The organism is Paenibacillus sp. Y568 (assembly GCF_059445545.1).
Map to the genome: position 1 here is coordinate 153,157 of NZ_JCAIUM010000004.1, position 26,924 is coordinate 180,080.

Consider the following 26,924-nt stretch of genomic DNA (forward strand, 5'->3'; position numbering starts at 1 on the left):
TAAATTATGATCGTGATTACATCGAATGTAACGCCAGAAGAACAAATTGGAGAGATTGTGAAGGCAATTGAGAAAGAGGGATTACAAGCTCATGTATCTAAGGGAGCTGACCGTACTGTTATCGGTCTGATTGGCAGTGTAAATCCTAAGCTTGCTGAACATCTACGTCAAATGAAGGGTGTAGAGAACGTAGTTAAGATCTCTAAATCTTATAAACTTGCCAGTAGAGACTTCCACCCTGAGGATACGATCATTGATATTAAAGGTGTGAAGATCGGTGGTAAAGAGATTGTGATTATGGGTGGGCCTTGTGCAGTAGAGTCGGTTGAACAGATCGATGAAATAGCTGCATTAGTCAAAGCTGCTGGAGGACAGGTTTTACGAGGTGGGGCATTCAAACCACGTACGGGACCATATAGCTTCCAAGGTGTTGGGGTAGAAGGTCTTATTATGATGCAAGAAGCGGGTAAGAAACATGGACTATTAACCATTACTGAAGTGATGACGCCTGAGTATGTGGATATATGTGCGGAGTATGCGGATATTTTACAAATTGGTACCCGTAATATGCAGAACTTTGACCTACTTCGCAAGCTAGGTACCTGTGGTAAGCCCGTCCTTCTGAAACGTGGATTCAGTGCTACTTATGATGAGTTGCTAAATGCGGCGGAATACATTCTTGCCGGAGGGAACCCAAATGTGATGTTGTGTGAAAGAGGTATTAGAACATTTGAGTCCTATACTCGTAATACACTAGATTTAGCAGCGATACCTGTTTTACAACAATTAAGTCACCTTCCGGTTATCTCGGATCCAAGTCATGGTACGGGACGACGTGAATTGGTAGAGCCAATGTCCAAAGCTTCTATCGCTGCGGGTGCGAATGGTCTAATCGTTGAAATGCACACAGATCCAGATAACTCGATGACAGGTGACGGAGTGCAGTCCCTATTTCCTGATCAATTTGCAGCTCTATTGAAGGATTTAGAGAAATTGGCACCGTTGGTAGGAAGAACATTTAATACGGAGAAGGCTCCGGCTGAGGCATTTGCTGGTAGACTGTAAGCAAGCCTATGTTTGAATGAATGGATGCATGAGTCACTGAACGTAATTATAAGCTCTGAAGATGAATAGTTTGATTTGCCCACTCCATTTTTTGAAAAAAAATCGGATGTAGTGGGCTATTTTTGTTAGTAATAATTGAAAAATTCATTTATGTCAGGGTTTCTAACATAATCTAAAGAAATACCTGACATATGTATTGACGGTGCAAATGATTAAGCCTTATAATTGCGACAGAAAATAAATGATCATGAACATTGTAAATCATATGGCGGGTTAATGTTCGGAATTTGGGAGGAAGAGACATGTCAGTTGAAAATGTATTGAAAAGTATTGAGGATCATAATATCGAATGGGTGGATTTTCGTTTTGTAGATTTGGCAGGACGTGCCCATCATATTTCAGTACCAGCTTCAGAAGTAGAAGAAGAAACATTTATCAACGGGGTGGCATTTGATGGCTCCTCCATTACCGGTTTTCGTGGCATAGAAGAATCAGATATGGTTATGATGCCTGATCCGGAATCGGTATTTATTGATTCCTTCACTGCCCACCCTACTTTAAATATTATGTGTAATATTCATACACCAGATGGTGAGCGTTATGAGCGTGATCCACGTGGGATTGCTGCCAAAGCTGAAGAGTTTTTGCAAAAGAGCGGTGTAGGTACAACAGCATTCTTCGCACCTGAATCTGAATTTTTCATTTTTGATGATGTACGATATGAAAGTGGCATGAATAGTTCTTCTTTCTTTGTAGATTCAGAAGAGGCTGCATGGAACACGAATCGTAAAGAAGAAGGCGGTAACCTAGGATTCAAAGTTGGGGTTAAAGGTGGATATGTTCCAGTAGCTCCTGTAGATACACAACAAGACATTCGTAGTGAAATGTGCCGTCTACTTGCAGAAGCAGGCTTGCGTGTAGAACGCCATCACCATGAAGTAGCAACAGCGGGTCAAGCTGAGATTAACTTCCGTTTTGATACATTGAAGAAAACAGCAGATAACCTTATGGTATATAAATATATTGTTCACAATACGGCACGCCAATATGGTAAGGTTGCAACATTTATGCCAAAACCTATTTTTGGTGACAATGGTAGTGGGATGCACGTTCACCAATCCATTTTCAATGGCGACACACCTCTTTTCTACGAAAAAGGTGCATACGCAAACTTGAGCGAAATGGCGTTACATTACATCGGTGGTATCTTGTACCATGCTCCAGCTCTAATTGCATTGACTAACCCGTCCACGAACTCATTCAAACGTCTAGTTCCTGGTTATGAAGCTCCAGTAAACCTTGTGTACTCCAAAGGTAACCGTTCCGCAGCAGTTCGTATTCCAGTAGCAGCCGTTACACCTAAAGGCTGTCGTATTGAATTCCGTACACCAGACTCTACGGCTAACCCTTATCTTGCGTTCTCAGCTATGCTTATGGCTGGTCTTGACGGAATCAAGAGAAAGATTGATCCTACGGAACTAGGTTATGGACCGATGGATACGAATATTTATGAATTATCTGATGAAGAGAAATCCAAAATCCGTAGCGTTCCTGGAACCTTGGATGAAGCGTTGGATGCATTGGAAGCAGACTTTGAATTCCTTACAGAAGGCGACGTATTTACGAAGTCCTTCATTGATAACTTTATTGATATGAAACGTGCTGAAGCGAAATCCGTTGCAATACGTGTTCATCCACATGAATATGGTCTATATTTCGATTGCTAGAATAGCTATCATACAATCAAATATTAAGTTAATCCTTCGGGCATGCCCGAAGGATTTTGTATATAAAGGGTGCATGGTCCCTTCACACTGTGCCGCTTTAATCCGATAAATAAAAATGAGTCTACCTATAAAAAAATTATATCTCCCGTTTCCGATGAGTTAGTGCAAATCGTACTTGATGGGCTGTAGTAATACTGCTATCATAGCGATATCATATAAGTGCGTGTTCAAAAAGTCGGATTTTCAGCACCAAGAAGATTGGATGAAGATAGGGAGTGAGGAGCGGAGCGTAGGCAGTATCTACGTGAGCACCGGAAGGACCGGCTGAATTCAATATTCGATGTCGAATAAGCTTCTTGGTATACTTCGTGATCAAAAGATGACTTTTTGAACAACCTCTAAGATGAAGAAAGAGAAAGGGTGGGGAGTACACTTGACTAAGAGAGCCTATAATTTTAATGCGGGACCTGCTGCGTTACCGCTCCAAGTTCTAGAACGTGCACAAGCTGAATTTGTAGATTTTAGAAATACAGGTATGTCTATTATGGAGATGTCTCATCGAGGTAAAGTATACGAAGAAGTGCATAATGAAGCAGAGAGCCGTCTGTTATCATTGCTTGGTCATGCGAAGGGATATAAAGTGCTATTCCTACAAGGGGGAGCTAGTACTCAATTTGCAATGTTACCGATGAACCTCCTTCCAAAAGGTAAAGTTGCTAGCTATGTTCACTCTGGAAGTTGGGCTGATAAAGCGATTAAAGAAGCTAAACTTATTGGGGAAACACACATCGCGGCATCCTCTGAGGCTAACAAGTTTATGTCCATACCCGATCTAAGTCAAATTCAATTGTCTGATCATACAGCATATCTTCATGTGACTTCTAACGAAACCATTGAAGGCACACAATACCAACAATACCCGGACACGGGTAGTATTCCATTAATAGCGGATATGTCGAGTGACATTCTAAGTCGCCAGATTGATCTGAATCAATTCGGACTGATCTATGCTGGTGCTCAGAAAAATCTAGGGCCTTCTGGAGTAACCGTTGTTATTGCTCGAGAAGAACTGATTAACGAATCACCTAAGGATATCCCAACCATGTTACGCTATAATACACATCTCTCAAATAATTCTTTGTATAATACACCACCAGCCTTTTCAGTATATATGGTGAATGAAGTATTGAAATGGGTTGAAGAGCAGGGCGCTCTTGAAGGATTAGAGAAGACAAACCGCAAGAAAGCACAGCTAATCTATGATACAATAGACAACAGCGGTGGCTTTTATCGGGGACCTGTTGAACCAGGAAGCCGTTCGATTATGAATATCACATTCCGTCTGACTTCCGAAGAACTTGAGAATCAGTTCATTAAAGAATCAGAGAAGGAAGGTTTTGTAGGTCTCAAGGGGCATCGTAGTGTAGGCGGTTTACGCGCTTCGATCTATAATGCAGTTCCTTATGAGAGTTGTAAAGCATTAACTGATTTCATGTCACATTTCCAAAAAAGTCATGGGTAACGAAAGTTGAACGTCTTCAATTCTCTGATACTCTTAGCCTTCCGCCAACGGTGGAGGGCTTTTGTTTTGTGTAACCTTTAGGGTTATAATCATTAAAAATAGATAGGTGGAGGATATCATCATGGCATTACATATTGTACTTGTAGAGCCGGAAATACCGGCAAATACAGGAAATATATCAAGAACATGCGCAGCAACAGGGGTACATCTACATTTGGTTCACCCTCTTGGGTTTCTTACCGACGATAAAACATTGAAGAGAGCAGGACTAGACTATTGGCATGCTGTCCATATCGAATATCATGATTCCTTCGAAGAGGTTCAGGAGAAGTATGCAGGAAGCCGGTTTTTCTACGCTTCTACGAAAGCATCTCTAAGATACAGTGACTTTGAATTTCAGGATGGAGACTTTTTCGTGTTTGGTAAAGAGACTAAGGGACTGCCTATTGAACTACTTGCAGCTAATCCGGATACATGTATGCGAATACCTATGGGTGAGCAAGTTCGCTCATTAAATCTCTCTAATTCAGCGGCAATAGTTGTGTATGAAGCACTGAGACAGTTAGATTTCGTGGATTTACGATAAAAAATTGTTTATAACAGCAGGATTCGACATAATCATATCGAACTAATAAGATATACCCATTTTATTCGTTGAGGGCGTAGTATATTTTTTGGATAGAGGAGTGTAGTACCATTATGAAGCCTGCTGGTGTAGTTCGTAAGGTGGATCAGCTGGGAAGAATCGTTTTACCCAAATCACTGAGAAAAAGATATCAGATGAATGAAGGCGACCCAGTTGAGATTTTAGTGCAAGGTGATCATATCATTTTGGAGAGATATCGTCCGAAATGTGTGTTCTGTGGTTCTGTAGAAGAAGTGAGCGAATTCAAAGAACGCTTTATTTGTGCACAGTGCCAGTCAGAAATGACGGGTCTTCTTGAGGCTTAATGCATGTGACAGGAAGCATCGCGTTTTACCGTGATGCTTTTTTTGTTTAGCTAACGACAAAAAAAGGGCCCCCTCATTAGAGGAAGCCATCCTATCCATGCGAAATTATAGGCCTTTTGTTTTATCATCGTTATACGATGATGTGAGGATGCCGGTCAAGAATAGAGCTAGAACCAATGCAATGATCCAAAAAGTTAATGAAAAAGACATCGTGGCTACCACACCTCCTATAACTACTTTATTATACTTATTATACCATTTAAATTTTATTTAAAAAACAAAAAATTGGTGGGCAGAGAACGAAGACTGCCATCCGAAGGATTATTAACCACTCTACCGTTCAAGATCAGAGAGGAGGAGCCTCCACCATCCAAATTGTAGGCGTCTCGAACACCTAATTGAAACATCTTACCTTGAAGTTCTTGTAAGGTGGCACCAGAACTTCCATTCTCATTGTATCCATCTATGACCATGATCAGTAGTTGATCATCTTTATAGTTTCCTATAACGGTACGTGGTGCTCGTAAAGGCGATGTCTGCCATTGGGTTGGAATGGGTACCTTCTGACCGTTATGTAGGAGTACAGGTACAAAGGTTGCACCAAAAGAGGGATTGAGTTGATCAAGTTCCTCCTTGTTATGGAATTTCCCACCGATAAGTTTACCTGACTTATCTAATCCAACAAACGAGAGATCCTTAAAGCTAGATTCAAAACCGGTTAAATACTCACCATTCAAGATGGTTGTGCTTAGTGGGTATCGTTTTCCTTTACCGTCGGCAAACCCACCTGCGTTAACGCCAGCAACAGCACCAGAGCGTTGGACAGCTTGCATGGTCGTCTCGGAGCCTCCAATAACGTCTCTTCCGAGACTCATATTCATGGCCTTAGGATCCTTTAGCTTTATTTTCATAGCGTAACCTCGGTATGTACCGGGATTCACTTTATAAAGTTCAATAGATATGCGATCACTAGTTACCTTCTCATAAGGGGTACCGAGTTTAGTAGTGATCCTCTTATTGTAAATATCCTCTGGCATATGGGCCTGTGATGTTGTCGTCTTTACAATACTGTTTGTTGTATGAAGTGTTTTCTGGTATAACTCCGATGTGTGACGTATGGTTGAAAGGGTACTATGGACCATATCCTCTGCCATATTTAGATAATTTATAATATCTTCCGTTTGAATAGATTCAGTAGGAATGTAGGTAGCTGTATCGATGTCCAATTCTACTGATCCATGGTTGAGTATGAGACAGAACAAGATTCCTATGAATGGTGCTGTTGCGAGTAGAAAAAGCCGATTGACCTGTTTAACTTGCAATTTCATTTGAGAAGATCCATTTTCTTCTGAAGCGTATTAAGTTGGGTCTTTACTTCATTTAATTGCGTGTATAATTTGTTGCTATTATCGGTTTTACTCGTCGCATTATCCTTGGTGAAGGTAAGTAATTCATTAAATGATTGCACCTTATTGTTCAATACTTCAACTTGAGAAGATAATTCTGTGAATCTCTGTACATATTCTGTTTTTAATAATGTCATTTGCTGTCGGTTGTCCGCTTGGAGTTGTTGGAGCATGTCCTTTTTCAGCTCATTACTATATAAATAGGAAGCAGTTATTCCTATTCCGATCAGTAATATCCACAGCAATAAGAATACTTTTACTGAAGGTTTACGTTTTGCGGTACGACGTTCATTGTAAGGGGCTGGAGAATCCGTTGAGGATTGCAAAATGATCACCTCATCTTTTAATATTTTTTTTCCAAGTTCCCATTCTAACATTACACTATCATTTACGCAAAAACGCAAAATCATATATTTATTCATAATATTGTTCCTATTAATGGAACTTCTGCGATACAATTCTATTATGTCTGTTTAGAATGACTGGGAGGATTATATAGATGTCGTTAGTTTGGAACGTCATTATTTTGGGCGGTCAGCCCACAAGTATGTTAGGAACCAAGTTAATTTTAGAGGAACAGTCTTATTTAAATGTGATAGGAATGGCCTCTGGTTTCTCCGAAGGAATACATATGGTTAAAGAGTTACAGCCAGATTTAATTCTACTGGATTACTTATTACCAAAAGGGAAGTTGGAAGATGTGTTAGGACAGTTAAGAATTCATTCAGCGAAAAGTCATATTGTTATTTTCATAGGTGAAGAAGGCCTTCAAAAGGCTAACAGTTTACTTAGTCTTGGAGCAAGCGGAGTATTATCTCAACAAGCATCTTCAAGGCAACTGCTCCTTCTTATTGAGGGATTGCGTGAAGGGTACGCATTTATGCCGCTTCAATGGTTGAAGAAAGGGATATGGCCAGCAGAGGTACCCCCAAGTACTCAGGATCTGTTCCATCTGTCTGAGACGGAGGTATTAATCATGGAGCGTATTGTAAGAGGGATCACTTACGATAGAATAGCACTCGAAATTGAGCTTAGCAGAAGATCTATTGATAATTATTTGCGAAGGATATATGTGAAGTTAGGGGTTAGTACGCGAGCGCAGGCGATTGAGAAATTCGCTGTTTATACGTATCCGATTCGGTCTCTATATACATAGTAATGAAAGATATCTACTATTTCTTAGCATAATTCACCCTGTTTTAGAATACCCATTAGGGCTGTAGGTGAGTAAAGAGAAAAGTAGAGGAGGTTGTATCATGAAATATTCTTTTGCTTCACGTGCAGAATGGATTATGTCTTCTCCATTAGAGAATATCCAATCGTATTCCCGACAGAGCTCATTTATATCACTCGCAGAGGAACTTCCAGCGGAAGATCTATTTCCACTTACTCCTTTACATACTGCAGCAGCAGCTGTTTTCTCGAGTCATCCCATGGCGTTGCAGTATGGAGACCCACAAGGGTACATGCCACTTCGCGAGTGGCTAAGCTCCGAGTGGAATCAGCACAAAGGAATCAGTGTAGACACGAGTCAAATTCTTCTAACTACAGGAAGCCAGCAAGCCATGGATTTATTAGCACGAGTGTATGTAGATATAGGTGATGCTGTACTTGTTGAGAATCCTACTTCACCGGGTAGTCTGCAAATATTACGGATGCAAGGTGCCAACATTATTCCTGTAGATGGGGATCATGAAGGGTTAAACCTACAACAATTAGAAGAGCTCATCGAGACTAAAACTCCGAAGTTGCTATTTATTTCTCCTAATTTTACGAATCCAACAGGAGTTCTGTGGAGCCTTAAGCGACGACAACAAGTATTAGAACTATGTCGACAGAAGCAGGTTCTAATTATAGAGGATGACTCTTACGGGGATCTTTATTTTAATCAAATAAGTGATCCTACTACTTTCAGAATACAGTACCCCTCATTATTCGCACTGGATGGTCACGGTGAGGGTGGACAAGTGTTATATGTCGGATCATTCAGCAAAACAGTGGCACCAGGTCTAAGAACAGGATGGGCAGTGGGTCATCGGAAGTTGATTGAGGTAATGCGTGCAGCGAAGCAATTAGCGGACTGGCAATCCAGTAACTTGAATCAACGATTATTGTACGAGTTACTGGAATCTACAACATTCGACTGGTATGAACATGTTGCTCTATTAAAACGTGAGTATAGCATTCGTCTGAAGCTGATGAATGAGTTGTTAAAGCGTCCTGCTTGGAATGATGCTAGGTATGATCTACCTTCCGGAGGAATGTTCCTATGGATACGATTGCCTGATGGGCTGCGGAGCGAAGCTTTACTTAAATGCTCTATCCGTAAAGGGGTGGCATTCTGTCCAGGAACATTATGTTTCGCGAACAAGGCAGAAGGTTTGGGGACCATTCGACTTAATTTCACCCATCCTGGACGAGATGAATTATTGCTAGGGATGCATCTGATCGGCGAGGCCATGAACGAATTCACAGCTAGGAGTTAAATGATTATTCTGAATCCGTGGGATATTCTATAAGTGTAGGTATAGATTGAAGTGAAGAGGACACCTCTAAGACACCTTGATACTGATCTAAGGCAGCAAGACCTACGGAGGTAAGAATATAACGACCGCGAGAGACCCGTTCAAACCATCCATAATAATTGTTTTGTAGGATGGAAGCTACATTAGCTACTCCGGTAGTAGCACGTATCGACGCTGGAGAGATACCGCAGTCTTCGGCATTTCGTAGAGGCAATGCGACGCGAAGTGCTTTTTCTCTATAAGCTGTGACGAGCTTCGCGCGATTACTTCCACCTATATTGTAATCACCACTACGTTCACGGAATTCATCAATTAGCTTGGATTGACGGCGTTTATTTCTTGTTTGAGGTTGTACTTGTGCCATTGGCGTAGTGAGAATCTCTACAATAGGCTTCCTAGTCTTGTAAAAGGTAATTGTGATTAGACCTAGACCTAGACGTCTACAGAGAACAGACAACTCACTCCAACGCTGGTTTACTGCTCCACGCTTGGCGCGACTACGTTCTACAGCTAAATAGACGTTAGAACTCATCTTGAGGCGTTCCATCCCTTGTAATAACAACGAGAGATTGAATGTCTTTTTCATTTCCACAATTAGAGGTTCAGCTAAATCCTCCCTTACTCCGACCAGATCACAATGGCGTACTTCTCCTTTAATGACAAATCCCTGGTTCTCAAAAAAAAGTTTTAATGGTTCATATAGCTCCGTTTCGTGTTGAATGGCCATGTAGATGTCTCCTTCACTGACTTTATTCATGGATGAGTAATGATTAATTATAGCATTTCTAAAAAGGCAAACTCTATATTGATAAAAAATAGGTCAACTAAACTCACTTTCTTGCATAGGTATGTAGTACACTTTTTCAAACGATAAGGGGTTGACCCGTGACACATTTAGAAATATAAGCAGGAATAGGTTTCACACTATACTGGATCCTTATATTTCACGCAGAAGCCGGTTCTACTTGGAGATGCCAGTTCTAAACATAAGTCATAGGAGGTACCAATCATGGATATTTTCGAACGAGTAGCAGCCTATCGTGCAGAGAGTAATCAGTTGGAGTGGAGTGGGACATTCAAAGATTACGTTGAATTGCTTCGAAAAGATCCTACACCTGCCATGACTGCCCATGCTCGTGTGTATGAAATGATCGAATCATTTGGCACAGAAGTGGTTAATGGGCATAAGAGGTATAAGTTTTTTGAGCAGGAGATCTTCGGATTGGATCGTTCTGTTGAGAGGCTTGTGGAAGAGTATTTCCACTCCTCGGCAAGAAGATTAGATGTTCGTAAGCGGATATTATTGCTCATGGGTCCTGTAAGTGGAGGGAAATCAACCATCGTAACCCTTTTAAAGCGTGGTATGGAGAGATTCACCAAGACGGATAAAGGGGCAGTGTACGCGATTGAGGGTTGTCCGATGCATGAAGAACCACTACATTTGATTCCTCTGGACCTTCGTCCCGAAGTTGAGAAAGAGCTAGGCGTTCGTATAGAAGGCAGCTTATGCCCTTCTTGCCAAATGCGATTAAAGACAGAATACGGTGGAGATATTGAAAAGGTAAATGTGCAGCGGGTATTGATATCTGAAGAAGGACGTATCGGAATTGGAACATTTAGTCCATCGGATCCGAAATCCCAAGATATTGCGGATTTAACAGGTAGTATAGACTTTTCGACAATTACGGAATTTGGATCGGAGTCAGATCCTCGTGCTTATCGATTCGATGGTGAGTTGAATAAAGCGAATCGGGGCTTAATGGAATTTCAAGAGATGTTGAAATGTGATGAGAAGTTTCTGTGGAATCTCCTGTCGTTGACACAAGAAGGGAACTTCAAAGCCGGAAGGTTTGCTCTAATATCAGCAGATGAACTCATTATTGCTCATACGAATGAATCCGAGTATAAGTCCTTTATTTCTAACAAGAAGAATGAAGCTCTACAATCACGTATGATAGTTATGCCCATACCGTACAATCTGAAGGTCTCTGAGGAAGAGAAGATCTATTCAAAATTAATTGGACAAAGTGATATGAAACATATTCATATTGCCCCACATGCACTTAAAGCTGCCGCAATTTTCTCCATTCTGACGCGTCTCAAAGAGACTAAGAAACAAGGGATGGATCTTGTCAAAAAAATGCGTATGTACGATGGGGAAGAAGTCGAAGGGTATAAAGAAGCTGATCTGAAAGAAATGCAGAATGAATATCTAGATGAAGGAATGTCGGGCGTAGACCCTCGTTATGTTATTAACCGGATTTCTAGTGCTCTAATTAAGCAAGATCTTCAGTGTATCAATGCACTTGATGTGCTGAGAGCTATCAAGGATGGGTTGGATCAACATGCATCCATCACGAAAGAAGAGCGTGAGCGGTATCTGAATTTCATAGCGATTGCTCGTAAAGAATACGATGAACTGGCTAAGAAGGAAATTCAGAAGGCGTTTGTATATTCTTTTGAAGAATCAGCCAAAACTTTATTTGAGAATTACCTCGACAACATAGAAGCATTCTGCAATTGGTCCAAAATTCGAGATCCGCTGACGGATGAGGAGATGGATCCGGACGAAAGACTGATGCGTTCCATAGAAGAACAGATTGGGGTCTCTGAGAATGCTAAGAAAGCATTCCGTGAGGAAATTCTAATCCGAATCTCTGCCTATTCCAGAAAGGGTAGAAAGTTCGAATACAACAATCACGATCGGCTTCGTGAAGCGATAGAGAAGAAACTCTTCGTTGATCTTAAAGACATCGTGAAGATTACAACGTCGACCAAAACACCAGATGGAAACCAATTGAAACGAATTAATGAGGTAAGTAAACGACTTATTAATGATCATGGGTACTGCCCAATCTGTGCTAATGAGTTGTTGAAATATGTGGGAAGTTTGCTGAATAGGTAATGGGAGTGATTAGGAAATAAATATATAAATAACCTCTAGACTCTATAACTGAGAACTGGAGGTTATTTGTATTGTAAACAATTGGTTGTGCGTTATAATATATAGGACAAGTGTATCATGTAGATATAGATTCAAAAGAGAGAGTAGGTTGAGTTTGTAGTGGCTTCTATTCATGATGTAGCAAAGGAAGCAGGCGTGTCTGTTGCAACCGTTTCCAAGGTTATCAATAACTACCCAGACGTTAGTGATAAAACAAGAAAAAAGGTAAAGATTGCAATCCAACTTCTGAGATATCAACCGAATGTAGTCGCACGTGGATTAGTGAAAGGACGTTCTTGGACTGTAGGTGTATTAATTAACATTCCATTTACGAATCCTTACGTAGCAGAGTTATTAGAGGGGATTAAGACAGCATTAGAACATAGTGGATATGACCTCATGAAATTGTCTACCCGACTTGATGATCCAAGTTACTCCTTTATTGATCATTGTCAGAGTCGTAATTTGGATGGTATTGTGGTGTTTGGTGTGGAATACGATAATCCTAATTTAGAGCAACTTATTCAATCAGAAGTTCCCGCTATGTTTATAGATACGGCATTAACAGGGAAACGTGCTGGTAATATTACAACAGACAATGAGAACGCTGTAGAGTTAGCAGTACAGCACTTATATGGTTTAGGCCATCGTAAGATCTCTTACATTTCAGGAGTGCTAGGACATATTGCTGCAGATGGTAGATATAATGGATATAGGAAACAATTAGAATTTTTAAACCTTCCATTTGAACCTTCCTATTTGAAAATATGCGACTATTCATTTGAAGGGGGAAGCGCTTCCACAAGAGAGTTGCTCTCATTACCTGAACCACCAACAGGTATTATATGTACTTCGGATATGGCTGCATTTGGGACAATTCATGAGATCGAAGAACAAGGAATGTCCGTTCCACAAGATATATCTGTTATAGGGTTTGATAATACATACTATGCGCAGGTATTTAAACCAGCATTAACGACAATTAATCAGAACGTACATAATATCGGAATTAGAGCCATTGAACATTTACTAGTCATGATTGAGAATTCTAATTCTCAACCACCCATTTTGACAGAGCCCTCGAATCTTGTCATTAGGCAATCGACAGGGAAGCCAAGGGAATACTAACGGATATCACAAAAAGGACACACACATTTGCGTGTCCTTTTTGTGATGACATGGTTTAGACGAATTTTCTAGCTGCTTTTTTTCCGTCGAATGTAAAGAGTACCGTTTTATCTTCCATCGTTGTTTCTAAGTGAATGGTCCTACCCCAGAGCTTATGAACGTAGGGAAGAGTCCGCTCAACATACTTTAGATCCAATTCAGATCCTTCATACATATGTTTTAAATATAATTCTCCGTTATCTTCATAGTTACCATCTTGAACGACTAGGTAAGGGAAGCCACCATTTACGCGTGAGTAGACGAGTTGATCACGAATGTTCTCCCATGACTTATCGGTTATTTTCCATTCGGGACCCTTCTTCTCAAATACATACAAGTCTAAATCATTCACAAGCTCTTTCGTCATATAATTGCGTATGAAAGAGGTGTCTGAGTCTAGTTCTCGTACTTCAAATATTTTGCTTCGTCCCTGCCCAGATTGAAGAGAAGAGGAATGTGAATGTAAATCGTTCCCTTTAGGGGAGTCCCAACGTTTCTCGATATCCTCAAAAATTTTCAGTCCCAGATAATAAGGGTTTAGGCTATTCTTTGACGGTTGAACAACCCCAGAATTGAGTTTGGCATATTCAATGGTTTCTTCGGAAGTCAGATCCAGTTCTCTTAAGATTCGTTGATGCCAATAACTGGCCCATCCTTCATTCATAATTTTGGTTTCCATTTGTGGCCAGAAGTAGAGCATTTCATCTCTAAGCATCGTTAGAATATCGCGTTGCCAAGGTTCTAAATTAGGTGAGAATTCTTGGATGAACCACAAGAGATCCTTCTCCGGACGTGGAGGGAATTTCTTGGGTTGGTTTGTGGGATTCTTAGTATTTGTAGCGTCCTGATCTAATTCCCATAGATCCTCGAACCCGGTTATCGGCTTATCAGCCTTCTCGTGTCCAGAGTCTGTTATACCATCTCCATTACGGTCATAACGATTCCGACGGTAGGGACTAACTAGATCAGGGTCGACATGCTCTTGAATCGCTAACACAGCATCTAGGAATTCCTCAATTCGTTGGCTACCATACTTGATTTCGTACTGGCTGATTCGCTCGGCTGTGGCAGACATACTCTCAACCATTGCGGGATTTGTTTTACTGAACCGCGCATTATTCTTAAAAAAGTCGCAGTGAGCAAGAACATGGGCAACGATTAATTTGTTCTGAATTAACGAATTTCCATCAAGTAAGAAAGCGTAGCAGGGGTTGGAATTGATGACAAGCTCATAAATTTTGGATAAACCGAAATCGTACTGTGTCTTCATTTTGTGGAATGTTTTTCCGAAGGACCAGTGTGAGAATCGGATCGGCATTCCGTAAGCTCCAAAAGTGTAGATAATGTCCGCTGGACATATTTCGTAACGCATAGGATAGAAATCCAATCCGAATCCAGTGGCTATTTCAGTAATTTCTGCTATGGAATGCTCTAATGCGGTTATTTCATCCGGATGCATGTTATTGAGCTTCCCCCTTTCCTGTTCTGTAAGGAGAAAAATTAGATTCTTATTATGTGTATGTGGAGAGATGTAGAGATATTCAATGGGCGTTCTTATAGTTATGTTGTATGATAAGGAAGTGTGTCAAATGAGCGGGCATCAATGGTGAGCAGAACATTTTAGGTATGAATAGAGATTTACATAAAAAAGATAAGCCTAGAAATAGCACAGAAATGCTCAGTATGTTATTGTAGTTAGTTATAAGAAACTAGTTACGAATATATTATTGTTAAAAAAATACAATGGTTTCATTTCATGTTGGAGGTAAACACATGACTTTAATTAATACGTTAACAAATCAGGATGAATTTACTGGCTTTTATATATTGAAAGAGCTGGAAGTCAAACAGACGAACGGGACTCCTCCGAAGGATTACTTTGATATTGTCCTGGGCGATTCCAGTGGTCAACTCTCAGCTAAATTCTGGGATGCTAGTGCAACAGATAAAGAAACATTTTTCCCTATGGATCTCGTAAAGGTTCAGGGCATCGCACACACTTATCGTGAACGGTTACAGGTCAAAATCTCGAAGATGCGTAAGGTCACGGATGAAGATGGTGTGACGATCACTGATTTTATTCGTGCGGCTCCGATTCAGCCTATAGATCTGATGTATACCATTAAGCAGACAATGGAAAGTATTCAAGATGAAGAGATGCGTACTATTGTTAACTTCTGCGTTACTAAAGTAGAAGATAAATTAATGCATTATCCTGCTGCCAAAATGCACCATCATGCCTTTTACGCAGGACTTTCTTATCATATGGTACGCATGTTGGAACTTGGAGAATTCATCTGCAAACAGAGACCTTTCTTAAATGCAGAGCTGATCAAAGCAGGTATTATTCTTCATGACATAGCGAAGACGGAGGAACTGACAGCAGAGCTTGGTATCGTCAAAGAATATAGTGTTCAAGGTAAGTTGCTAGGTCATATCTCCATGGCGTCGAATTGGATTACGGAAGCTGCAATAAGATGTGATATTGATCTTCATTCTGAAAAAGTGATCTGTCTACAACATATGGTCTTATCACATCACAACTTGGGTGAATGGGGAAGTCCGGTTCAACCTCAAATGGCAGAAGCCGTTGCCCTTCATTTCATTGATGCGATGGATGCCAAACTACAGATGGTAGAGGATGCACTCGATACAACACCAGAGACAGAGGAATGGACGCCGTTCATTCGTGGATTAGAGAATAAAGCTATTTATCGTATGAAGAAGGAGCTATAACATATGTCTTTAGAAATTGAACGTAAGTTCCTACTACCTGAAATATCAGAATCGTTAGTAGGTGAAGGGAAGCTGCAATTCCGTTCAGAACACCGGATAGAGCAGACGTATATAGCGCTCGATACGGATCAGGAATTGAGAGTGCGGAGGATTATTGACCTAGAAACGAATGAGATGTCATTCACACATACCTTCAAGAAAGGCAATGGTCTGGCTCGCGAGGAGATTGAATATTCCATCTCAGAGGGGATATATGATCAAATTGTACAAGCATTTGATGCGATTCCGTTAACGAAGAACCGAATTACGGCAGTGTGGGAAGGTATGGTTGTTGAAATTGATTGTTATGACCAAATTGATCTGATGGTAGTTGAGGTTGAATTTGATTCCTTAGAGGAAGCGAATGCCTTCGTAGCACCCGATTGGTTCGGTAAAGATATAAGCTCAGAGAAGCAGTATAGTAATAAGAAGGTATGGATCGATCTTCAAGCAAAGTTTTCTGAATAAGATGAGATAGACCGCAATTTCTCACGCGTTCTATTTCGTTATAAAAGTGACTCTCTCAGCATATCTATGTTAAAAAGAGAGAGGCGTGAAATGATGGAGACGAAAGTAAAACGGTATTTCCAACTCAAAAAGAAGCAAAAAGAAATAGAACACGAATTAGGCGATCTACGAAATGACATCATCAATCACTGTACGGAACAAGAGCTGACAGAGCTTCAAATGGGTCCTTACCATGTGAAGATCGTTTCTCAGGAGCGAAAGGAATATGACGATAACAAGTTATATGCCGCTTTGCCCGATCCTAGTGTGTGGAAGATGATTTCTAAAGCAGATCCTACGAAGATTGCTAGTCTTATTAAGTTGAATGTTATTTCAGAAGACACCGTGAGAGATACACTATCCATTAAGAAAATTTCATTGCTGCAAGTGAATCGGATCTCATAGAGATCGTAATGCGAAATACTGGATGCTAGTGAACTGGGATCCTTAAATATGGACTACAACGTAAATAACGCTCTTGCTCCTCCAAATTGGAGGGACAAGAGCGTTATTTTATAATCATTAACTAGGTGCACCTTCACGCTTATGGAAAAAGGTCTTCAGTGCTTGATATACTTCACCTTTTTCTTTGATAACGTAATACATGAATTGATCTATTTTAATGTTGCGGTAGGCTGACATGAGGGTACTGCTCCGGTTGTATTGATTGACTTCGCCGTAGCCGAACATGTTGCTGACTTTGAGTAACTCACCAATCAGCTTTACGCAGCGTTCATTGTCGGACGTCAGATTATCACCATCAGAGAAATGGAAAGGGTAGATATTGAATTTGGATGGGGGATAACGTTGATCGATAATTTCAAGTGCTTTCTGGTATGCGGATGAACAGATCGTACCACCACTTTCTCCACGTGTGAAGAAATCATTCTCTGTTACCTCTTTTGCTTCTGTATGATGAGCGATGAATACAATATCAACATTCTCATATTGTTTCCGTAAGAAACGGTTCATCCAGAAGAAGAAGCTCCGTGCGCAATATTTCTCAAAAGATCCCATAGACCCAGAGGTATCCATCATTGCAATGATGACTGCATTGGAATCAGGAACCACAACATCATCCCATGTTTTGTATCTAAGGTCATCTGGATTGATTCCGTGAATTCCTGGATTACCCGCGGATGCGTTACGACGTAAGTTCTCTAGGATGGTTCTTTTTTTATCTAGATTGGACATCATACCCTTCTTACGGACATCATTAAAAATAACTTTGTGTGTCTCGATTTGTTCCTTGTCTTTCTGTTGTAAGTGGGGTAGCTCTAACTCTTCAAAAAGCATGTTCTCCACTTCTTCAATACTGATCTCAGCATCTACAATATCCTGTCCTGGCTGGTCCCCTGCCTTATCTCCTTTACCCGGTTTCTGTGCGGGTTCACGACCAAGTACGTCTCCAACTTGGCTATCTCCATCCCCTTGCCCCACGTGTTTCTGTTTCTGGGAATTATAGATAAAGCGATACTCGTCTAGACTTCGAATCGGTACTTTAATAATCTGTTTTCCATCAGACATGATGATATTCTCTTCGGTAATCAGATCGGGCAAGTTCTGCTTAATTACATCGCGTATTTTTTGTTGATGACGGACTTGATCTTGGTAACCTTTTCGATGAAGAGACCAATCCTCGCGAGAAACAACGAACGAATAAGGCTGGGGCGACGATGACATGATAGACACCTCCCATTGGATTGTACGGCACAGTGTGGTCTGTTATTAAGTAAGTATATTCACGGGGAGAGTGGTTATGTGATAGACAGGAGGGAATAAATATGAAGCGCTATTCGATAGCGCTGGAGGGTGAAGGGGAGAGTACATTTGAGGGTGAAATCTTTTTCTTGGATGGCTAACATGATGTATAAAATATAGAATTAGATTAAGTGGAATGAATCTGACGAGATAATAGAGATAAATTAATCTAACTGACCTATAACTATTACTAAATCGTTACTTGTCTAACTTTTGGGGCGAAAAAAGAATATAAGACAAATAAAAGACTGCTGAATGAATCAGCAGTCTTTATTGTATATTTACTTTATTTAAACTGCTCAAGCTAATCTGTTATCGTAACGGCCAATTTCTAGTGATACTCCTGGATATTAGTCTTATTAATTAGAGTAAACTCGAAACTTCAAGTTGTTGTTTTTGTAAGAATTCAATGATTAAGGGTAATACCTTTAATGTTTCTTTCGATTCATGTAAAAGAATAATAGAACCAGATGATTTGGTACTAATAATGTAATCCAATACTCTTTGCGAACTACTATGATTCCAATCCTCGGGATCACTATTCCACAGAACCATTTTCATGTTGTTATTAGATACTAGCTGGTCAAGTGTGTCATCCCTTGAGCCATAGGGTGGTCTGAACAGAAGAACTGGCTTGGATATAATGTTCTGAATTAGTTGATTGGTCTGCTCGATTTGATATTTCTGGTTGGTTGCAGATAATTCAGCCAAATTAGCATGAGTCATTGAATGATTTCCTATGGAGAACCCATTGTCATCTACGTACTTGACAGCCTCAGGGAATTTACGAACTTGCGTTCCTACGAAAAAGAATGTTCCCCCTACGTTATACTGCTTTAATATATTGACGATATCCTTGGTATAAATGGAAGGACCATCATCAAAAGTGATGGAAACGGATCCAACAGGTACCTTAAAATTGACCTCCTTATCCATGTCAATTACATGGGGGGAAGGAGGTGACATAACCGTAATCTCGGATGGCTCATTTACTGAAGATAAGGAATTTTCTTCTAAAGGAGTAGAAGATGTTAATTCATTATTCTCAGTTATTACTTTAGGTTCCAGATCGATTCGTTGGGTTAATTCGGGAGATACATTTATAACATTTGCAAATACTTTCTCACTTGTATATGAATACTCTGGGACGTATATGAAAGAGATCAGTGCAATAATTATCGTGGATACGAGTACTCGAGTTAAGGTTGGTTTCAATCTTCTGCTAAATTGTAAAGGGGTAATCCCATTCGACTCATTAGGCTCTTCATCCTGAAGGTCTGTGACATGTTGTTGAAGTGGAATAGAGAATGAAGATGTGAGACTTAATGCATCCAGACGTTCAATTTCTCTTAATGATGAAATTTTTGTTGAATAAGACTCAGAACATGGGAACATGATCTTGTCACTAACTCCATGACCATATTTCGTTATGTAGCTATAGTGATGATTATGGATTACGTTGAAGTAACACTGTAAGGATAATCTGTATTTTACTCTCTCCGATACATCAGTAATTGCTATAATATGATCTGCCGTATAAGCATCAAGCTCCCATTGCAGTAGAACAGTTTGGTCAAAGGAAAATTTGACATGAATGATATTAGTATTTCCTTTATCCACAGACAGAAGCTCAAGCCATTTCTCAGTGTAAGAGTGGATAGGGTTCCCCTCCTTTCAGGATTAAGCAGAGATTATCATTCAGATGGAGGTGAGAATGAGAAAGACATGCGTTCTGTGAAATCGGTGACGGATTGTAATAATTGTGCCTTTTCTTCCATAACCTTTTGATATTGACTTGATATTTTTAAATTCTCTGCTTCGGAATCTCTTAATTTTTCTTCTAGTTCCTTCGTCTTTTGCATGCTGTCATATTGATGTTTGGAGAATTCTTCACTGAGTTGGAAATATTTATTTCTTTCTTTTTCTAATTGGAATTTCAAGTTCTCTATTCCACTATTTGAGGTGCTCTGATAGTCTTTATAATCTTCAAGGAGCTGGTCATAGCTCATTTGTTTGCTAGTTAGCTTGTCCTCAAGACTTTTATATTCCTTTTCCTTCTCAAGAATCTGATGTTCTCTCTTACTTAACTCATTCTTAAGGCGATTGGTCATTTCATTTGCGTTGTATAGTTGATCTTCTGTATCTTTACTCTTGAATTGGAACAATTGTCGTTCATTCAACAAGTTCTCAACTGCAAGAACGAGATCCAAAGCTGTTTTATCTTGCTCTAGTACGGCATAGTCAAGTTTTGACGAATCAGTACTAATCCCCGTAGATTCTTCTTCAGTTCCCTCTTGTAAGAGAATAGGATCATTGTCTTCTTCGGTGCGAGCCGTTAAAACATTTTTAAACCATCCCCTTGTTCTATTGGTGGAATAGGTTTTATTTGCCACAAGATTCATCTCCCTTTAAGTCGATTCATATTACTTCTTATCTTTCATAAGGTATCAGAAGAGATGTTAAATCAAGAAAATTCTTACAATATATTATCGGCTTTTATAGTGTAAAAATTTAGGGTTTTCTCAATAAAAAAACCTGCAAAGTATTTTTGTGAAAATATAGGGAATTACGACTATATTTTTAGCTTACTGATTTCAGACTTCAGCTTAATTGCTGACTGTTGAAAAAGAGTCTTTTCATCTCTATTCAAAGGAAGATCGAGTATTCGCCGAACACCAGAACGATCTACAATACTTGGAACTCCAAGATATACATCGGATATGCCATTGTAATTATCTAGTAAAGCAGACACGCTGAGGACGGCGCCTTCATTGAGAAGAATAGCGGACACGATTCGATCTAGAGCCAACGCTATTGCATATGAAGTAGACCCTTTGGCATCGATAATTTCATAGGCAGCATTCTTGGTATCTTCAAATATTTCCTTCTGTTCCGCATCGTTGAAATCAAGAGGGGTACCTGCAATATTAGCAAGACTCCATACGGGTAATTCTGAATCACCATGCTCACCAATGATATGACCGTGAATACTTCTCGGATCGATTTCTTTGTGAGAGCCAATAAGGTATCGAAAGCGGGCACTATCGAGTAATGTACCTGATCCAATGACTCGCTGATGATTCCAGCCGCTAATCTTCCAACACACATAAGTTAAAATATCAACGGGATTAGTGGCAATAAGAAGGATACCGTTTTGGTTGTACGTTGTTATCTTTTGAATGATATCTTTAAATATGTCGACATTTCGTTTGAGTAGATCAATTCGTGTCTCACCAGGTTTCTGGGAAGCCCCCGCAGTAACAATGATAATATCTGCATCGGCACAATCCTCATAATCCCCAGCCCATAGTTTAACGCCTCCGACGAACGGTAGACCATGGTTCATATCAAGTGCCTCTCCCAACGCTTTCTTGTGATTAACATCAATAAGTACTAACTCAGTCATGCGATGTCTTAGAAGTAATGTATAAGCAGTAGTTGTACCTACAGCCCCTGTACCAATAATAGCAACTCGACTTGGCTTATAGGATGGGTTGGCCATAATAGATTCACTCCTTAAGGGATATATTTCTACTTATTGTAACAAAATGTTAGATTCATTAGAAGTTATACCATAGGAGAGTAATCAAGATGCTGTTAAGCGCTTCTTAGATATTGACTTCCAGCTATAGCTACTCCATATAACATCAGCCAAGATATACAGTGATAATACTGGAAATAACCAATTCCACAATGGGAGCATAAGCGTATAAAGATTCATTACCCATGGGTGAAGACCGAATAAGCAAAATAAAGACAACGGACACCAGTATAGTGAAAACTTCAGGCAGACGTGACCTTGAAGTTGTAGTGAGCGTGCTGAATAATCCCACCATCTTTTTTGAAAAAGACTTTGAAGAAGAACACCGCTAATGTATTCTATGGCTGTAGGTATAATCAGACTAAGGATAAGAATAATGCTCCAGTGGAGGTGCCAAGTCAAGGTCAGAGAAAGTAAGAGCGGAGCGAAACCATACATTGGTTTGAAAGGGCCTTTGAGAAATCCTTGTTTCCAGAATAGATCATCGACAAACCAACTATAGACATTCTCAAGTAACCAACCTGCTAATGAATAGATTAGAAAATAAAAGGTGAATTCCTGTAGGGCTGTAATAGACATGTCTGTAATCATCCTTCATTGTGGAGTAGAGAGCATTCCTTATTATGGCTGGACATGTATACTTTATACGGAATAGGAAATAAAGACGCTGACTGAGTTCATGAAAGTATTTCTATTCGTATATCATAATGACCATATCGAACAACTAAGGCGTATTAGTTTCGAACCACTTATGAATACGATGGAAGCGAAGGCGGCAGAGAAATTAATTGAATTCTGTATTGAAGAAATCACCTTCCCCTGGATTATAAGAAAGTGTTATTGGACTTTGTTGTTGGACAGAAAGTATTAGATATTGGACCAGGAGGTGGCGTTCTGCTTGATCTTATGGAGAAAGAAATGCCACATCTTGATCCAATAGGGATCGATATTTCTTCGAATGTAATTGAGCAGGCATTATCTCCAAGAGGGCTATACGGAAGCATTGAGCCATCGAGTGACTTTATTTGATGACAAGGGAAATCGTGTATCATTACCAGATAGTACTTGTTTATTTGTTATTGAGAAGCCTAATCGAATTCTATAAGAGTCAACGTGTGACCCGAAATATGCCTTCGACCTTGTTTAGGGGAAACAGAATTCGGGAGGGACTCGTTCCTTTAGCTTGCACTTCAATGAAATCGCTGCCGATCCGAACCAGCCTCATATTCTTAAAAGCGTTACCTGTTGGAAATGTTGTACGTATTCCAATACGTATATTTCGACGCGGAGCTTTAATATCGAAGACTCTGATGGAATTAAGACTGGTAGGTACGAACAATTCCTGCTGGACTTGTATGAAATTTCTTTTAAAAACCCGTTGTAATGTTCCTGGTTCTAGCCCTAGATTGGCGCCATTAATCTCTACGAGATGTCCCGTAAGCTGAGCGAGACGTTGTTGAAGGCATATTGGGGTTATGATTTTCTGATGAAATGGTTGGTTTATCATTTGTATCCCTCCGATTGTTGGTTACTCTATTAGTATGATAGGAGCTAATAATGACGTGAACCCAAATAAGCCCATTTCTAGAAAAATGAGATCGTTATCATTGGAGGGGTAGGACATGAAAGATACACCCTAACTATGGTAATCTGAAGAAAAGAGGGCTAATTAATTCCTACATGGAATAAGAGTGGGAATTTCAGTAGTCTGACCGAAGGAGTGAAGTGATGCAGTGGATCGCCATGCTAACCATGCTTATCGACCACATTGGATATGTTTTTTTTCCAGACGAGATGCTGTGGAGGACAGTTGGAAGAATAGCTTTTCCAATCTATGTGTATGCCTTGGTGCAGGGACACCTACATACAGCGAATAAGCTGAAATACGGAATTCGATTATTTATTATTGCATTGGTATCTCAAGTCCCCTATCAATTGGCATTTGATACGACAGGATTTAATGTTGTGGGTACATTACTAATAGCTGTTGTAGTTCTGAATATACTAGATAGGCTTTCTTCTAAGATTCTTTCAGGAGCGATTATTCTTTTATTCGGAATTGTGATGCAGACGTTTCCATTTGATTATGGTGCTTATGGACTTATCCTTATTTTATTGTTCCGATATTTATCATCTCATGAATTAGTGTTTGCACATGTATTTCTGAACATCTTGTATTTGTTCTCTAACAACTCCATCCTACAAATGTACAGTATAATACCCACTCTAATTATTGTGTATGGACCATTACTGTGGGCTAGACTTGAATCGGTGACTGTACGTAAATGGGTGTGGCGATCGTTCTATCCTCTTCATCTAAGTCTGATAGCCATATGGAAATGGGCGGAATGGTAGGGAGGTTGACAATACTTTTCTGAGATGATAGATTCAGCATATGATATATACAGTTGACAATTAAATTGTGGGCAATGTATATTGTGGATTCATTCATGACACATCGTTTTTATCAAAGGAGAATGGCATAATGAGTATTCATTCATTTAGAGCTAACGATATTAGCGGAGTAGAAATGAGCCTTGAACAATATAAAGGGAAAGTAGTATTGATAGTGAATACTGCCAGTGGATGTGGATTTACACCACAATATGCTGATCTTCAGAAGTTATACAATAAGTATGAAGAACAAGGATTAGTGATATTGGGATTCCCATGTAATCAGTTTGCTGATCAGGAATCAGGGAGTAATGAAGAAGTACATACTTTCTGTCAGTTAAATTATGGCGTTACGTTCCCATTGTTTGAGAAAGTAAACGTGCGTGGTGAAGAGAAGATTCCGTTATTCTCATACTTAACATCACAAGCACCGTTTGAAGGTTTTAAGCTGGATAATTCTTTAGCCAAAATGTTGAATGCGATGCTGAACGATAAGCACCCAGAACTATTAATAGGAAACGATATTAAGTGGAATTTCACTAAGTTTTTGATTAATCGAGAAGGTGAAGTAGTGGATCGGTTCGAGGCACCTGTTGATCCGTTAGATTTAGAGCCTGCTATTGAAGCTGAATTGAAAAGATAAGAATATATTGATAAAGTCCCAGAAGCTTATATAGCTTCCGGGATTTTTTTTAAACGCCCGAATAAGCCATAAAGCCGCCATCCACAGGTATCGTTGCACCCGTTACAAATCCAGACATATTCTCGTCACTTAACCAGAGGAGCGTACCCAGTAGATCCTTCGGTTCACCGAATCTACGCATAGGAGTATGCGTTATAATTTTATGTGAACGATCGGTTAAGCTTCCGTCTTCATTCTTCAGAAGTTTCGCATTCTGTTGAGTAAGGAAGAATCCTGGAGCTATAGCATTGACTCGGATACCGCTCTCAGCTAAGTGGACAGCTAGCCATTGTGTGAAGTTATCAATCGCTGCTTTGGCCGCACTGTAAGCAGGTACCTTCGTCATAGGAGAGGGTGCACTCATGGAAGAGATATTGATGACTGTGGTCCCTTGTTTGCCTAACATTTGTTTCGCAAAGACTTGTGTTGGAATGAGGCTACCGATGAAATTAAGATCGAGTACATTACGGAATCCAGTGACACTTAGATCAAAGAATGTTGAGATATCAGGGTTATTTAAATCCTCACTATTGAAAATTTCCTTCGTTGTGTTCGCGCTTGGATGATTTCCTCCAGCACCGTTAATTAGAATGTCACATGATCCGATGCGATCTAAGATCTGTTCAGAAGCAAGAAGCACGCTGTTCGGATCGGTCACATCACACGATACGGCGATAGCCTTTCCCCCGATTGATTCTATCTCTGCAACAACCTCAAGGCCTTTCTCAATGTTGCGGTTCAGAATGGCAACAGCGGCACCTTGGCGTGCAAGCTCATGAGCCATAACTCGACACAATACGCCAGCTCCCCCTGTAATGACGACGACTTTGTCTTTTAAAGATGGATGAATAGTTAGGGGTTGGCTCATGATTGTACCTTCTTTCCTTCGAGTAATGTAACTTGGTGATAAGCATCCCAGAGCCCCCAAAGGTACATGATCCCTAGTGCACGATCATATAACCCGTATCCAGGTCTACATTGTTCATCCCAGATATGTCGACCATGATCGGGTCTACAATAACCTTCGAAATGATTCTCATGATACGCTTGAACGATCCCTGCAATGTCAACCGTTCCATCTTGTGTTCGATGTGATGTCTCAATGAAATCACCATTCTCAAAGACACGTACATTCCGGATGTGTGCAAATGGAATACGGTCAGAGAACTCGTGGATCATCCCAATGATGTCATTATCAGGATTAGCCCCAAGGGAACCACTGCATAGTGTAACTCCGTTATATGGGCTGTCGTGCAATTGTAAGAACTTACGGATATTCTCTTGGCTAGTAATAATTCGTGGTAATCCAAATATAGGCCAAGGTGGATCATCCGGGTGAATAGCCATTCGGATATCATGCTCGGCAGCGAATGGAATGATCTCGTCTAAGAAATATTTAGCGTTATCCCATAAATGGTCAGCGGTGACACCACGGTAAGCTTCGAAGAGTCCAGTAAGATGTTGTAAGCGCTCAGGTTCCCAACCCGGCATAGTGAGTTCTGAATTCTGGTTGATATGCTTCACGAGCTCGAAGGGATCAAGATTATGAATTCGGCTCTTCTCATAGAAAAGAGCTGTTGAGCCATCGCTGGCTTCCTTATGTAAATCGGTGCGAAGCCAATCGAAGATAGGCATGAAATTGTAGCAGATCACCTTTACTCCAACTTGGGCTAATTTAGCAATCGTCTTTTTATAATTATCAATATATAGGTCCCGGCTTGGAAGTCCGAGCTTAATATCTTCATGAATATTAACACTCTCGACAACTTGCATATGTAGACCAGCTTGGTCAGCCTGTTCTTTGAGTGCCAGAATTTTATCCATAGGCCATTCATCACCAGCAATCTCATCATGAAGGGCCCAAGCGATTCCTTCTACACCTGGAATTTGTCTAATTTGTTGGAGTGAAACGGTATCGTTATGATCACCGAACCATCGAAAAACCATCTTCATACAT

General features: G+C 40.2%; 27 protein-coding genes. 15 read left to right on the forward strand and 12 right to left on the reverse strand.

Annotated features, from left to right (window positions below; genetic code table 11):
* Positions 1 to 6: 6 nt before the first annotated feature.
* The 5 genes from aroF to AC1D7X_RS07640 all read left to right on the forward strand — a co-directional run bounded on the left by aroF (position 7) and on the right by AC1D7X_RS07640 (position 5,265).
* Positions 7 to 1,065 (forward strand): 3-deoxy-7-phosphoheptulonate synthase, encoded by a 1,059-nt coding sequence (gene aroF, locus AC1D7X_RS07620; protein ID WP_495455094.1) that lies wholly within the window; start codon positions 7 to 9, stop codon positions 1,063 to 1,065.
* Between the two features lie 302 nt (positions 1,066 to 1,367).
* Positions 1,368 to 2,792 carry a type I glutamate--ammonia ligase gene (glnA, locus tag AC1D7X_RS07625; RefSeq protein ID WP_495455095.1) on the forward strand — a complete coding sequence of 475 codons (1,425 nt, stop codon included), beginning with the start codon at positions 1,368 to 1,370 and terminating at the stop codon, positions 2,790 to 2,792.
* Positions 2,793 to 3,225: 433 nt separating this feature from the next.
* Complete coding sequence (serC, locus tag AC1D7X_RS07630) at positions 3,226 to 4,314, forward strand: 3-phosphoserine/phosphohydroxythreonine transaminase (protein ID WP_495455299.1); 1,089 nt, start codon at positions 3,226 to 3,228, stop codon at positions 4,312 to 4,314.
* A 121-nt stretch (positions 4,315 to 4,435) separates the two neighbouring features.
* A complete protein-coding gene (gene trmL, locus AC1D7X_RS07635) occupies positions 4,436 to 4,900 on the forward strand; it encodes a tRNA (uridine(34)/cytosine(34)/5-carboxymethylaminomethyluridine(34)-2'-O)-methyltransferase TrmL (RefSeq protein WP_495455096.1) in 465 nt (154 codons plus the stop codon).
* Positions 4,901 to 5,013: 113 nt separating this feature from the next.
* Complete coding sequence (locus tag AC1D7X_RS07640; RefSeq protein ID WP_495455097.1) at positions 5,014 to 5,265, forward strand: AbrB/MazE/SpoVT family DNA-binding domain-containing protein; 252 nt, start codon at positions 5,014 to 5,016, stop codon at positions 5,263 to 5,265.
* A 266-nt stretch (positions 5,266 to 5,531) separates the two neighbouring features.
* On the opposite strand, the gene AC1D7X_RS07645 is transcribed toward AC1D7X_RS07640, so the two are convergent.
* Both AC1D7X_RS07645 and AC1D7X_RS07650 read right to left on the reverse strand, forming a co-directional pair.
* Positions 5,532 to 6,593, reverse strand: a complete 1,062-nt coding sequence (locus tag AC1D7X_RS07645; RefSeq protein WP_495455098.1) for a phosphodiester glycosidase family protein — start codon at positions 6,591 to 6,593, stop codon at positions 5,532 to 5,534.
* A complete protein-coding gene (locus AC1D7X_RS07650; protein WP_495455300.1) occupies positions 6,590 to 6,997 on the reverse strand; it encodes a hypothetical protein in 408 nt (135 codons plus the stop codon). The genes AC1D7X_RS07645 and AC1D7X_RS07650 overlap by 4 nt, the downstream gene beginning before the upstream one ends.
* A gap of 173 nt (positions 6,998 to 7,170) precedes the next feature.
* Between AC1D7X_RS07650 and AC1D7X_RS07655 the strand changes: the two genes are divergently transcribed.
* Both AC1D7X_RS07655 and AC1D7X_RS07660 read left to right on the forward strand, forming a co-directional pair.
* Positions 7,171 to 7,827 carry a response regulator gene (locus tag AC1D7X_RS07655; protein WP_495455099.1) on the forward strand — a complete coding sequence of 219 codons (657 nt, stop codon included), beginning with the start codon at positions 7,171 to 7,173 and terminating at the stop codon, positions 7,825 to 7,827.
* A 100-nt stretch (positions 7,828 to 7,927) separates the two neighbouring features.
* Positions 7,928 to 9,157 (forward strand): aminotransferase-like domain-containing protein, encoded by a 1,230-nt coding sequence (locus AC1D7X_RS07660; protein WP_495474938.1) that lies wholly within the window; start codon positions 7,928 to 7,930, stop codon positions 9,155 to 9,157.
* A 4-nt stretch (positions 9,158 to 9,161) separates the two neighbouring features.
* On the opposite strand, the gene AC1D7X_RS07665 is transcribed toward AC1D7X_RS07660, so the two are convergent.
* Entirely contained in the window at positions 9,162 to 9,923 is a 762-nt protein-coding gene (locus tag AC1D7X_RS07665; protein WP_495474939.1) for a DUF2161 domain-containing phosphodiesterase, read from the reverse strand.
* Between the two features lie 282 nt (positions 9,924 to 10,205).
* Here AC1D7X_RS07665 and AC1D7X_RS07670 point away from each other — a divergent pair, with 282 nt between their 5' ends.
* Together AC1D7X_RS07670 and AC1D7X_RS07675 are read left to right on the forward strand one after the other, a co-directional pair.
* Positions 10,206 to 12,101: a PrkA family serine protein kinase gene (locus tag AC1D7X_RS07670; RefSeq protein ID WP_495474940.1), complete on the forward strand. Its 1,896-nt coding sequence runs from the start codon at positions 10,206 to 10,208 to the stop codon at positions 12,099 to 12,101.
* A gap of 159 nt (positions 12,102 to 12,260) precedes the next feature.
* Positions 12,261 to 13,268 carry a LacI family DNA-binding transcriptional regulator gene (locus AC1D7X_RS07675; protein WP_495474941.1) on the forward strand — a complete coding sequence of 336 codons (1,008 nt, stop codon included), beginning with the start codon at positions 12,261 to 12,263 and terminating at the stop codon, positions 13,266 to 13,268.
* A gap of 55 nt (positions 13,269 to 13,323) precedes the next feature.
* On the opposite strand, the gene AC1D7X_RS07680 is transcribed toward AC1D7X_RS07675, so the two are convergent.
* Positions 13,324 to 14,766: a SpoVR family protein gene (locus tag AC1D7X_RS07680; RefSeq protein WP_495474942.1), complete on the reverse strand. Its 1,443-nt coding sequence runs from the start codon at positions 14,764 to 14,766 to the stop codon at positions 13,324 to 13,326.
* Between the two features lie 314 nt (positions 14,767 to 15,080).
* Here AC1D7X_RS07680 and AC1D7X_RS07685 point away from each other — a divergent pair, with 314 nt between their 5' ends.
* The 3 genes from AC1D7X_RS07685 (at position 15,081) to AC1D7X_RS07695 (ending at position 16,994) form a co-directional block, all read left to right on the forward strand.
* Entirely contained in the window at positions 15,081 to 16,043 is a 963-nt protein-coding gene (locus tag AC1D7X_RS07685) for a 3'-5' exoribonuclease YhaM family protein (RefSeq protein WP_495474943.1), read from the forward strand.
* 3 nt (positions 16,044 to 16,046) lie between these two features.
* Entirely contained in the window at positions 16,047 to 16,550 is a 504-nt protein-coding gene (locus tag AC1D7X_RS07690; RefSeq protein ID WP_495455106.1) for a CYTH domain-containing protein, read from the forward strand.
* 93 nt (positions 16,551 to 16,643) lie between these two features.
* Positions 16,644 to 16,994, forward strand: coding sequence for a hypothetical protein (locus AC1D7X_RS07695; protein ID WP_495475016.1), 351 nt, complete (start codon positions 16,644 to 16,646; stop codon positions 16,992 to 16,994).
* Between the two features lie 117 nt (positions 16,995 to 17,111).
* On the opposite strand, the gene yhbH is transcribed toward AC1D7X_RS07695, so the two are convergent.
* From yhbH to AC1D7X_RS07720, 5 genes are all read right to left on the reverse strand, one after another.
* Positions 17,112 to 18,272, reverse strand: coding sequence for a sporulation protein YhbH (gene yhbH, locus AC1D7X_RS07700; protein WP_495474944.1), 1,161 nt, complete (start codon positions 18,270 to 18,272; stop codon positions 17,112 to 17,114).
* 441 nt (positions 18,273 to 18,713) lie between these two features.
* Positions 18,714 to 19,970, reverse strand: a complete 1,257-nt coding sequence (locus AC1D7X_RS07705; RefSeq protein WP_495474945.1) for a polysaccharide deacetylase family protein — start codon at positions 19,968 to 19,970, stop codon at positions 18,714 to 18,716.
* Between the two features lie 74 nt (positions 19,971 to 20,044).
* Positions 20,045 to 20,743, reverse strand: a complete 699-nt coding sequence (locus tag AC1D7X_RS07710) for a hypothetical protein (RefSeq protein WP_495474946.1) — start codon at positions 20,741 to 20,743, stop codon at positions 20,045 to 20,047.
* A 179-nt stretch (positions 20,744 to 20,922) separates the two neighbouring features.
* Positions 20,923 to 21,852 (reverse strand): L-lactate dehydrogenase, encoded by a 930-nt coding sequence (locus AC1D7X_RS07715; protein ID WP_495474947.1) that lies wholly within the window; start codon positions 21,850 to 21,852, stop codon positions 20,923 to 20,925.
* An 84-nt stretch (positions 21,853 to 21,936) separates the two neighbouring features.
* The gene (locus tag AC1D7X_RS07720) at positions 21,937 to 22,470 is read right to left on the reverse strand and encodes a putative ABC transporter permease (protein ID WP_495474948.1); all 534 of its coding nucleotides are present in this window, start codon (positions 22,468 to 22,470) and stop codon (positions 21,937 to 21,939) included.
* A 255-nt stretch (positions 22,471 to 22,725) separates the two neighbouring features.
* Here AC1D7X_RS07720 and AC1D7X_RS07725 point away from each other — a divergent pair, with 255 nt between their 5' ends.
* Positions 22,726 to 22,920, forward strand: coding sequence for a hypothetical protein (locus AC1D7X_RS07725; RefSeq protein ID WP_495474949.1), 195 nt, complete (start codon positions 22,726 to 22,728; stop codon positions 22,918 to 22,920).
* A gap of 79 nt (positions 22,921 to 22,999) precedes the next feature.
* Here the strand turns inward: AC1D7X_RS07725 and AC1D7X_RS07730 are convergent, their stop codons facing one another.
* Positions 23,000 to 23,398: a hypothetical protein gene (locus AC1D7X_RS07730; RefSeq protein WP_495455113.1), complete on the reverse strand. Its 399-nt coding sequence runs from the start codon at positions 23,396 to 23,398 to the stop codon at positions 23,000 to 23,002.
* A 221-nt stretch (positions 23,399 to 23,619) separates the two neighbouring features.
* Here AC1D7X_RS07730 and AC1D7X_RS07735 point away from each other — a divergent pair, with 221 nt between their 5' ends.
* Both AC1D7X_RS07735 and AC1D7X_RS07740 read left to right on the forward strand, forming a co-directional pair.
* Positions 23,620 to 24,246: a TraX family protein gene (locus AC1D7X_RS07735; protein ID WP_495474950.1), complete on the forward strand. Its 627-nt coding sequence runs from the start codon at positions 23,620 to 23,622 to the stop codon at positions 24,244 to 24,246.
* 130 nt (positions 24,247 to 24,376) lie between these two features.
* The gene (locus tag AC1D7X_RS07740) at positions 24,377 to 24,928 is read left to right on the forward strand and encodes a glutathione peroxidase (RefSeq protein ID WP_495474951.1); all 552 of its coding nucleotides are present in this window, start codon (positions 24,377 to 24,379) and stop codon (positions 24,926 to 24,928) included.
* 49 nt (positions 24,929 to 24,977) lie between these two features.
* Here the strand turns inward: AC1D7X_RS07740 and AC1D7X_RS07745 are convergent, their stop codons facing one another.
* Together AC1D7X_RS07745 and uxuA are read right to left on the reverse strand one after the other, a co-directional pair.
* Complete coding sequence (locus AC1D7X_RS07745) at positions 24,978 to 25,835, reverse strand: SDR family oxidoreductase (protein WP_495474952.1); 858 nt, start codon at positions 25,833 to 25,835, stop codon at positions 24,978 to 24,980.
* Positions 25,832 to 26,920 (reverse strand): mannonate dehydratase, encoded by a 1,089-nt coding sequence (gene uxuA, locus AC1D7X_RS07750; protein ID WP_495474953.1) that lies wholly within the window; start codon positions 26,918 to 26,920, stop codon positions 25,832 to 25,834. Before uxuA ends, AC1D7X_RS07745 begins: the two co-directional genes overlap by 4 nt.
* Positions 26,921 to 26,924 lie beyond the last annotated feature (4 nt).

Coding starts and splice junctions, on each gene's coding strand:
- AC1D7X_RS07740 (WP_495474951.1), top strand. CDS start 24,377: ATGAGTATTCATTCATTTAGAGCTAACGATATTAGCGGAGTAGAAATG.
- AC1D7X_RS07730 (WP_495455113.1), bottom strand. CDS start 23,398: ATGATAAACCAACCATTTCATCAGAAAATCATAACCCCAATATGCCTT.
- AC1D7X_RS07655 (WP_495455099.1), top strand. CDS start 7,171: ATGTCGTTAGTTTGGAACGTCATTATTTTGGGCGGTCAGCCCACAAGT.
- AC1D7X_RS07695 (WP_495475016.1), top strand. CDS start 16,644: ATGGAGACGAAAGTAAAACGGTATTTCCAACTCAAAAAGAAGCAAAAA.
- AC1D7X_RS07745 (WP_495474952.1), bottom strand. CDS start 25,835: ATGAGCCAACCCCTAACTATTCATCCATCTTTAAAAGACAAAGTCGTC.
- AC1D7X_RS07720 (WP_495474948.1), bottom strand. CDS start 22,470: ATGTCTATTACAGCCCTACAGGAATTCACCTTTTATTTTCTAATCTAT.
- AC1D7X_RS07660 (WP_495474938.1), top strand. CDS start 7,928: ATGAAATATTCTTTTGCTTCACGTGCAGAATGGATTATGTCTTCTCCA.
- aroF (WP_495455094.1), top strand. CDS start 7: ATGATCGTGATTACATCGAATGTAACGCCAGAAGAACAAATTGGAGAG.
- AC1D7X_RS07715 (WP_495474947.1), bottom strand. CDS start 21,852: ATGGCCAACCCATCCTATAAGCCAAGTCGAGTTGCTATTATTGGTACA.
- uxuA (WP_495474953.1), bottom strand. CDS start 26,920: ATGAAGATGGTTTTTCGATGGTTCGGTGATCATAACGATACCGTTTCA.
- AC1D7X_RS07685 (WP_495474943.1), top strand. CDS start 15,081: ATGACTTTAATTAATACGTTAACAAATCAGGATGAATTTACTGGCTTT.
- AC1D7X_RS07645 (WP_495455098.1), bottom strand. CDS start 6,593: ATGAAATTGCAAGTTAAACAGGTCAATCGGCTTTTTCTACTCGCAACA.
- yhbH (WP_495474944.1), bottom strand. CDS start 18,272: ATGTCATCGTCGCCCCAGCCTTATTCGTTCGTTGTTTCTCGCGAGGAT.
- glnA (WP_495455095.1), top strand. CDS start 1,368: ATGTCAGTTGAAAATGTATTGAAAAGTATTGAGGATCATAATATCGAA.
- AC1D7X_RS07735 (WP_495474950.1), top strand. CDS start 23,620: ATGCAGTGGATCGCCATGCTAACCATGCTTATCGACCACATTGGATAT.
- AC1D7X_RS07670 (WP_495474940.1), top strand. CDS start 10,206: ATGGATATTTTCGAACGAGTAGCAGCCTATCGTGCAGAGAGTAATCAG.
- AC1D7X_RS07665 (WP_495474939.1), bottom strand. CDS start 9,923: ATGGCCATTCAACACGAAACGGAGCTATATGAACCATTAAAACTTTTT.
- AC1D7X_RS07640 (WP_495455097.1), top strand. CDS start 5,014: ATGAAGCCTGCTGGTGTAGTTCGTAAGGTGGATCAGCTGGGAAGAATC.
- AC1D7X_RS07690 (WP_495455106.1), top strand. CDS start 16,047: ATGTCTTTAGAAATTGAACGTAAGTTCCTACTACCTGAAATATCAGAA.
- trmL (WP_495455096.1), top strand. CDS start 4,436: ATGGCATTACATATTGTACTTGTAGAGCCGGAAATACCGGCAAATACA.
- AC1D7X_RS07680 (WP_495474942.1), bottom strand. CDS start 14,766: ATGCATCCGGATGAAATAACCGCATTAGAGCATTCCATAGCAGAAATT.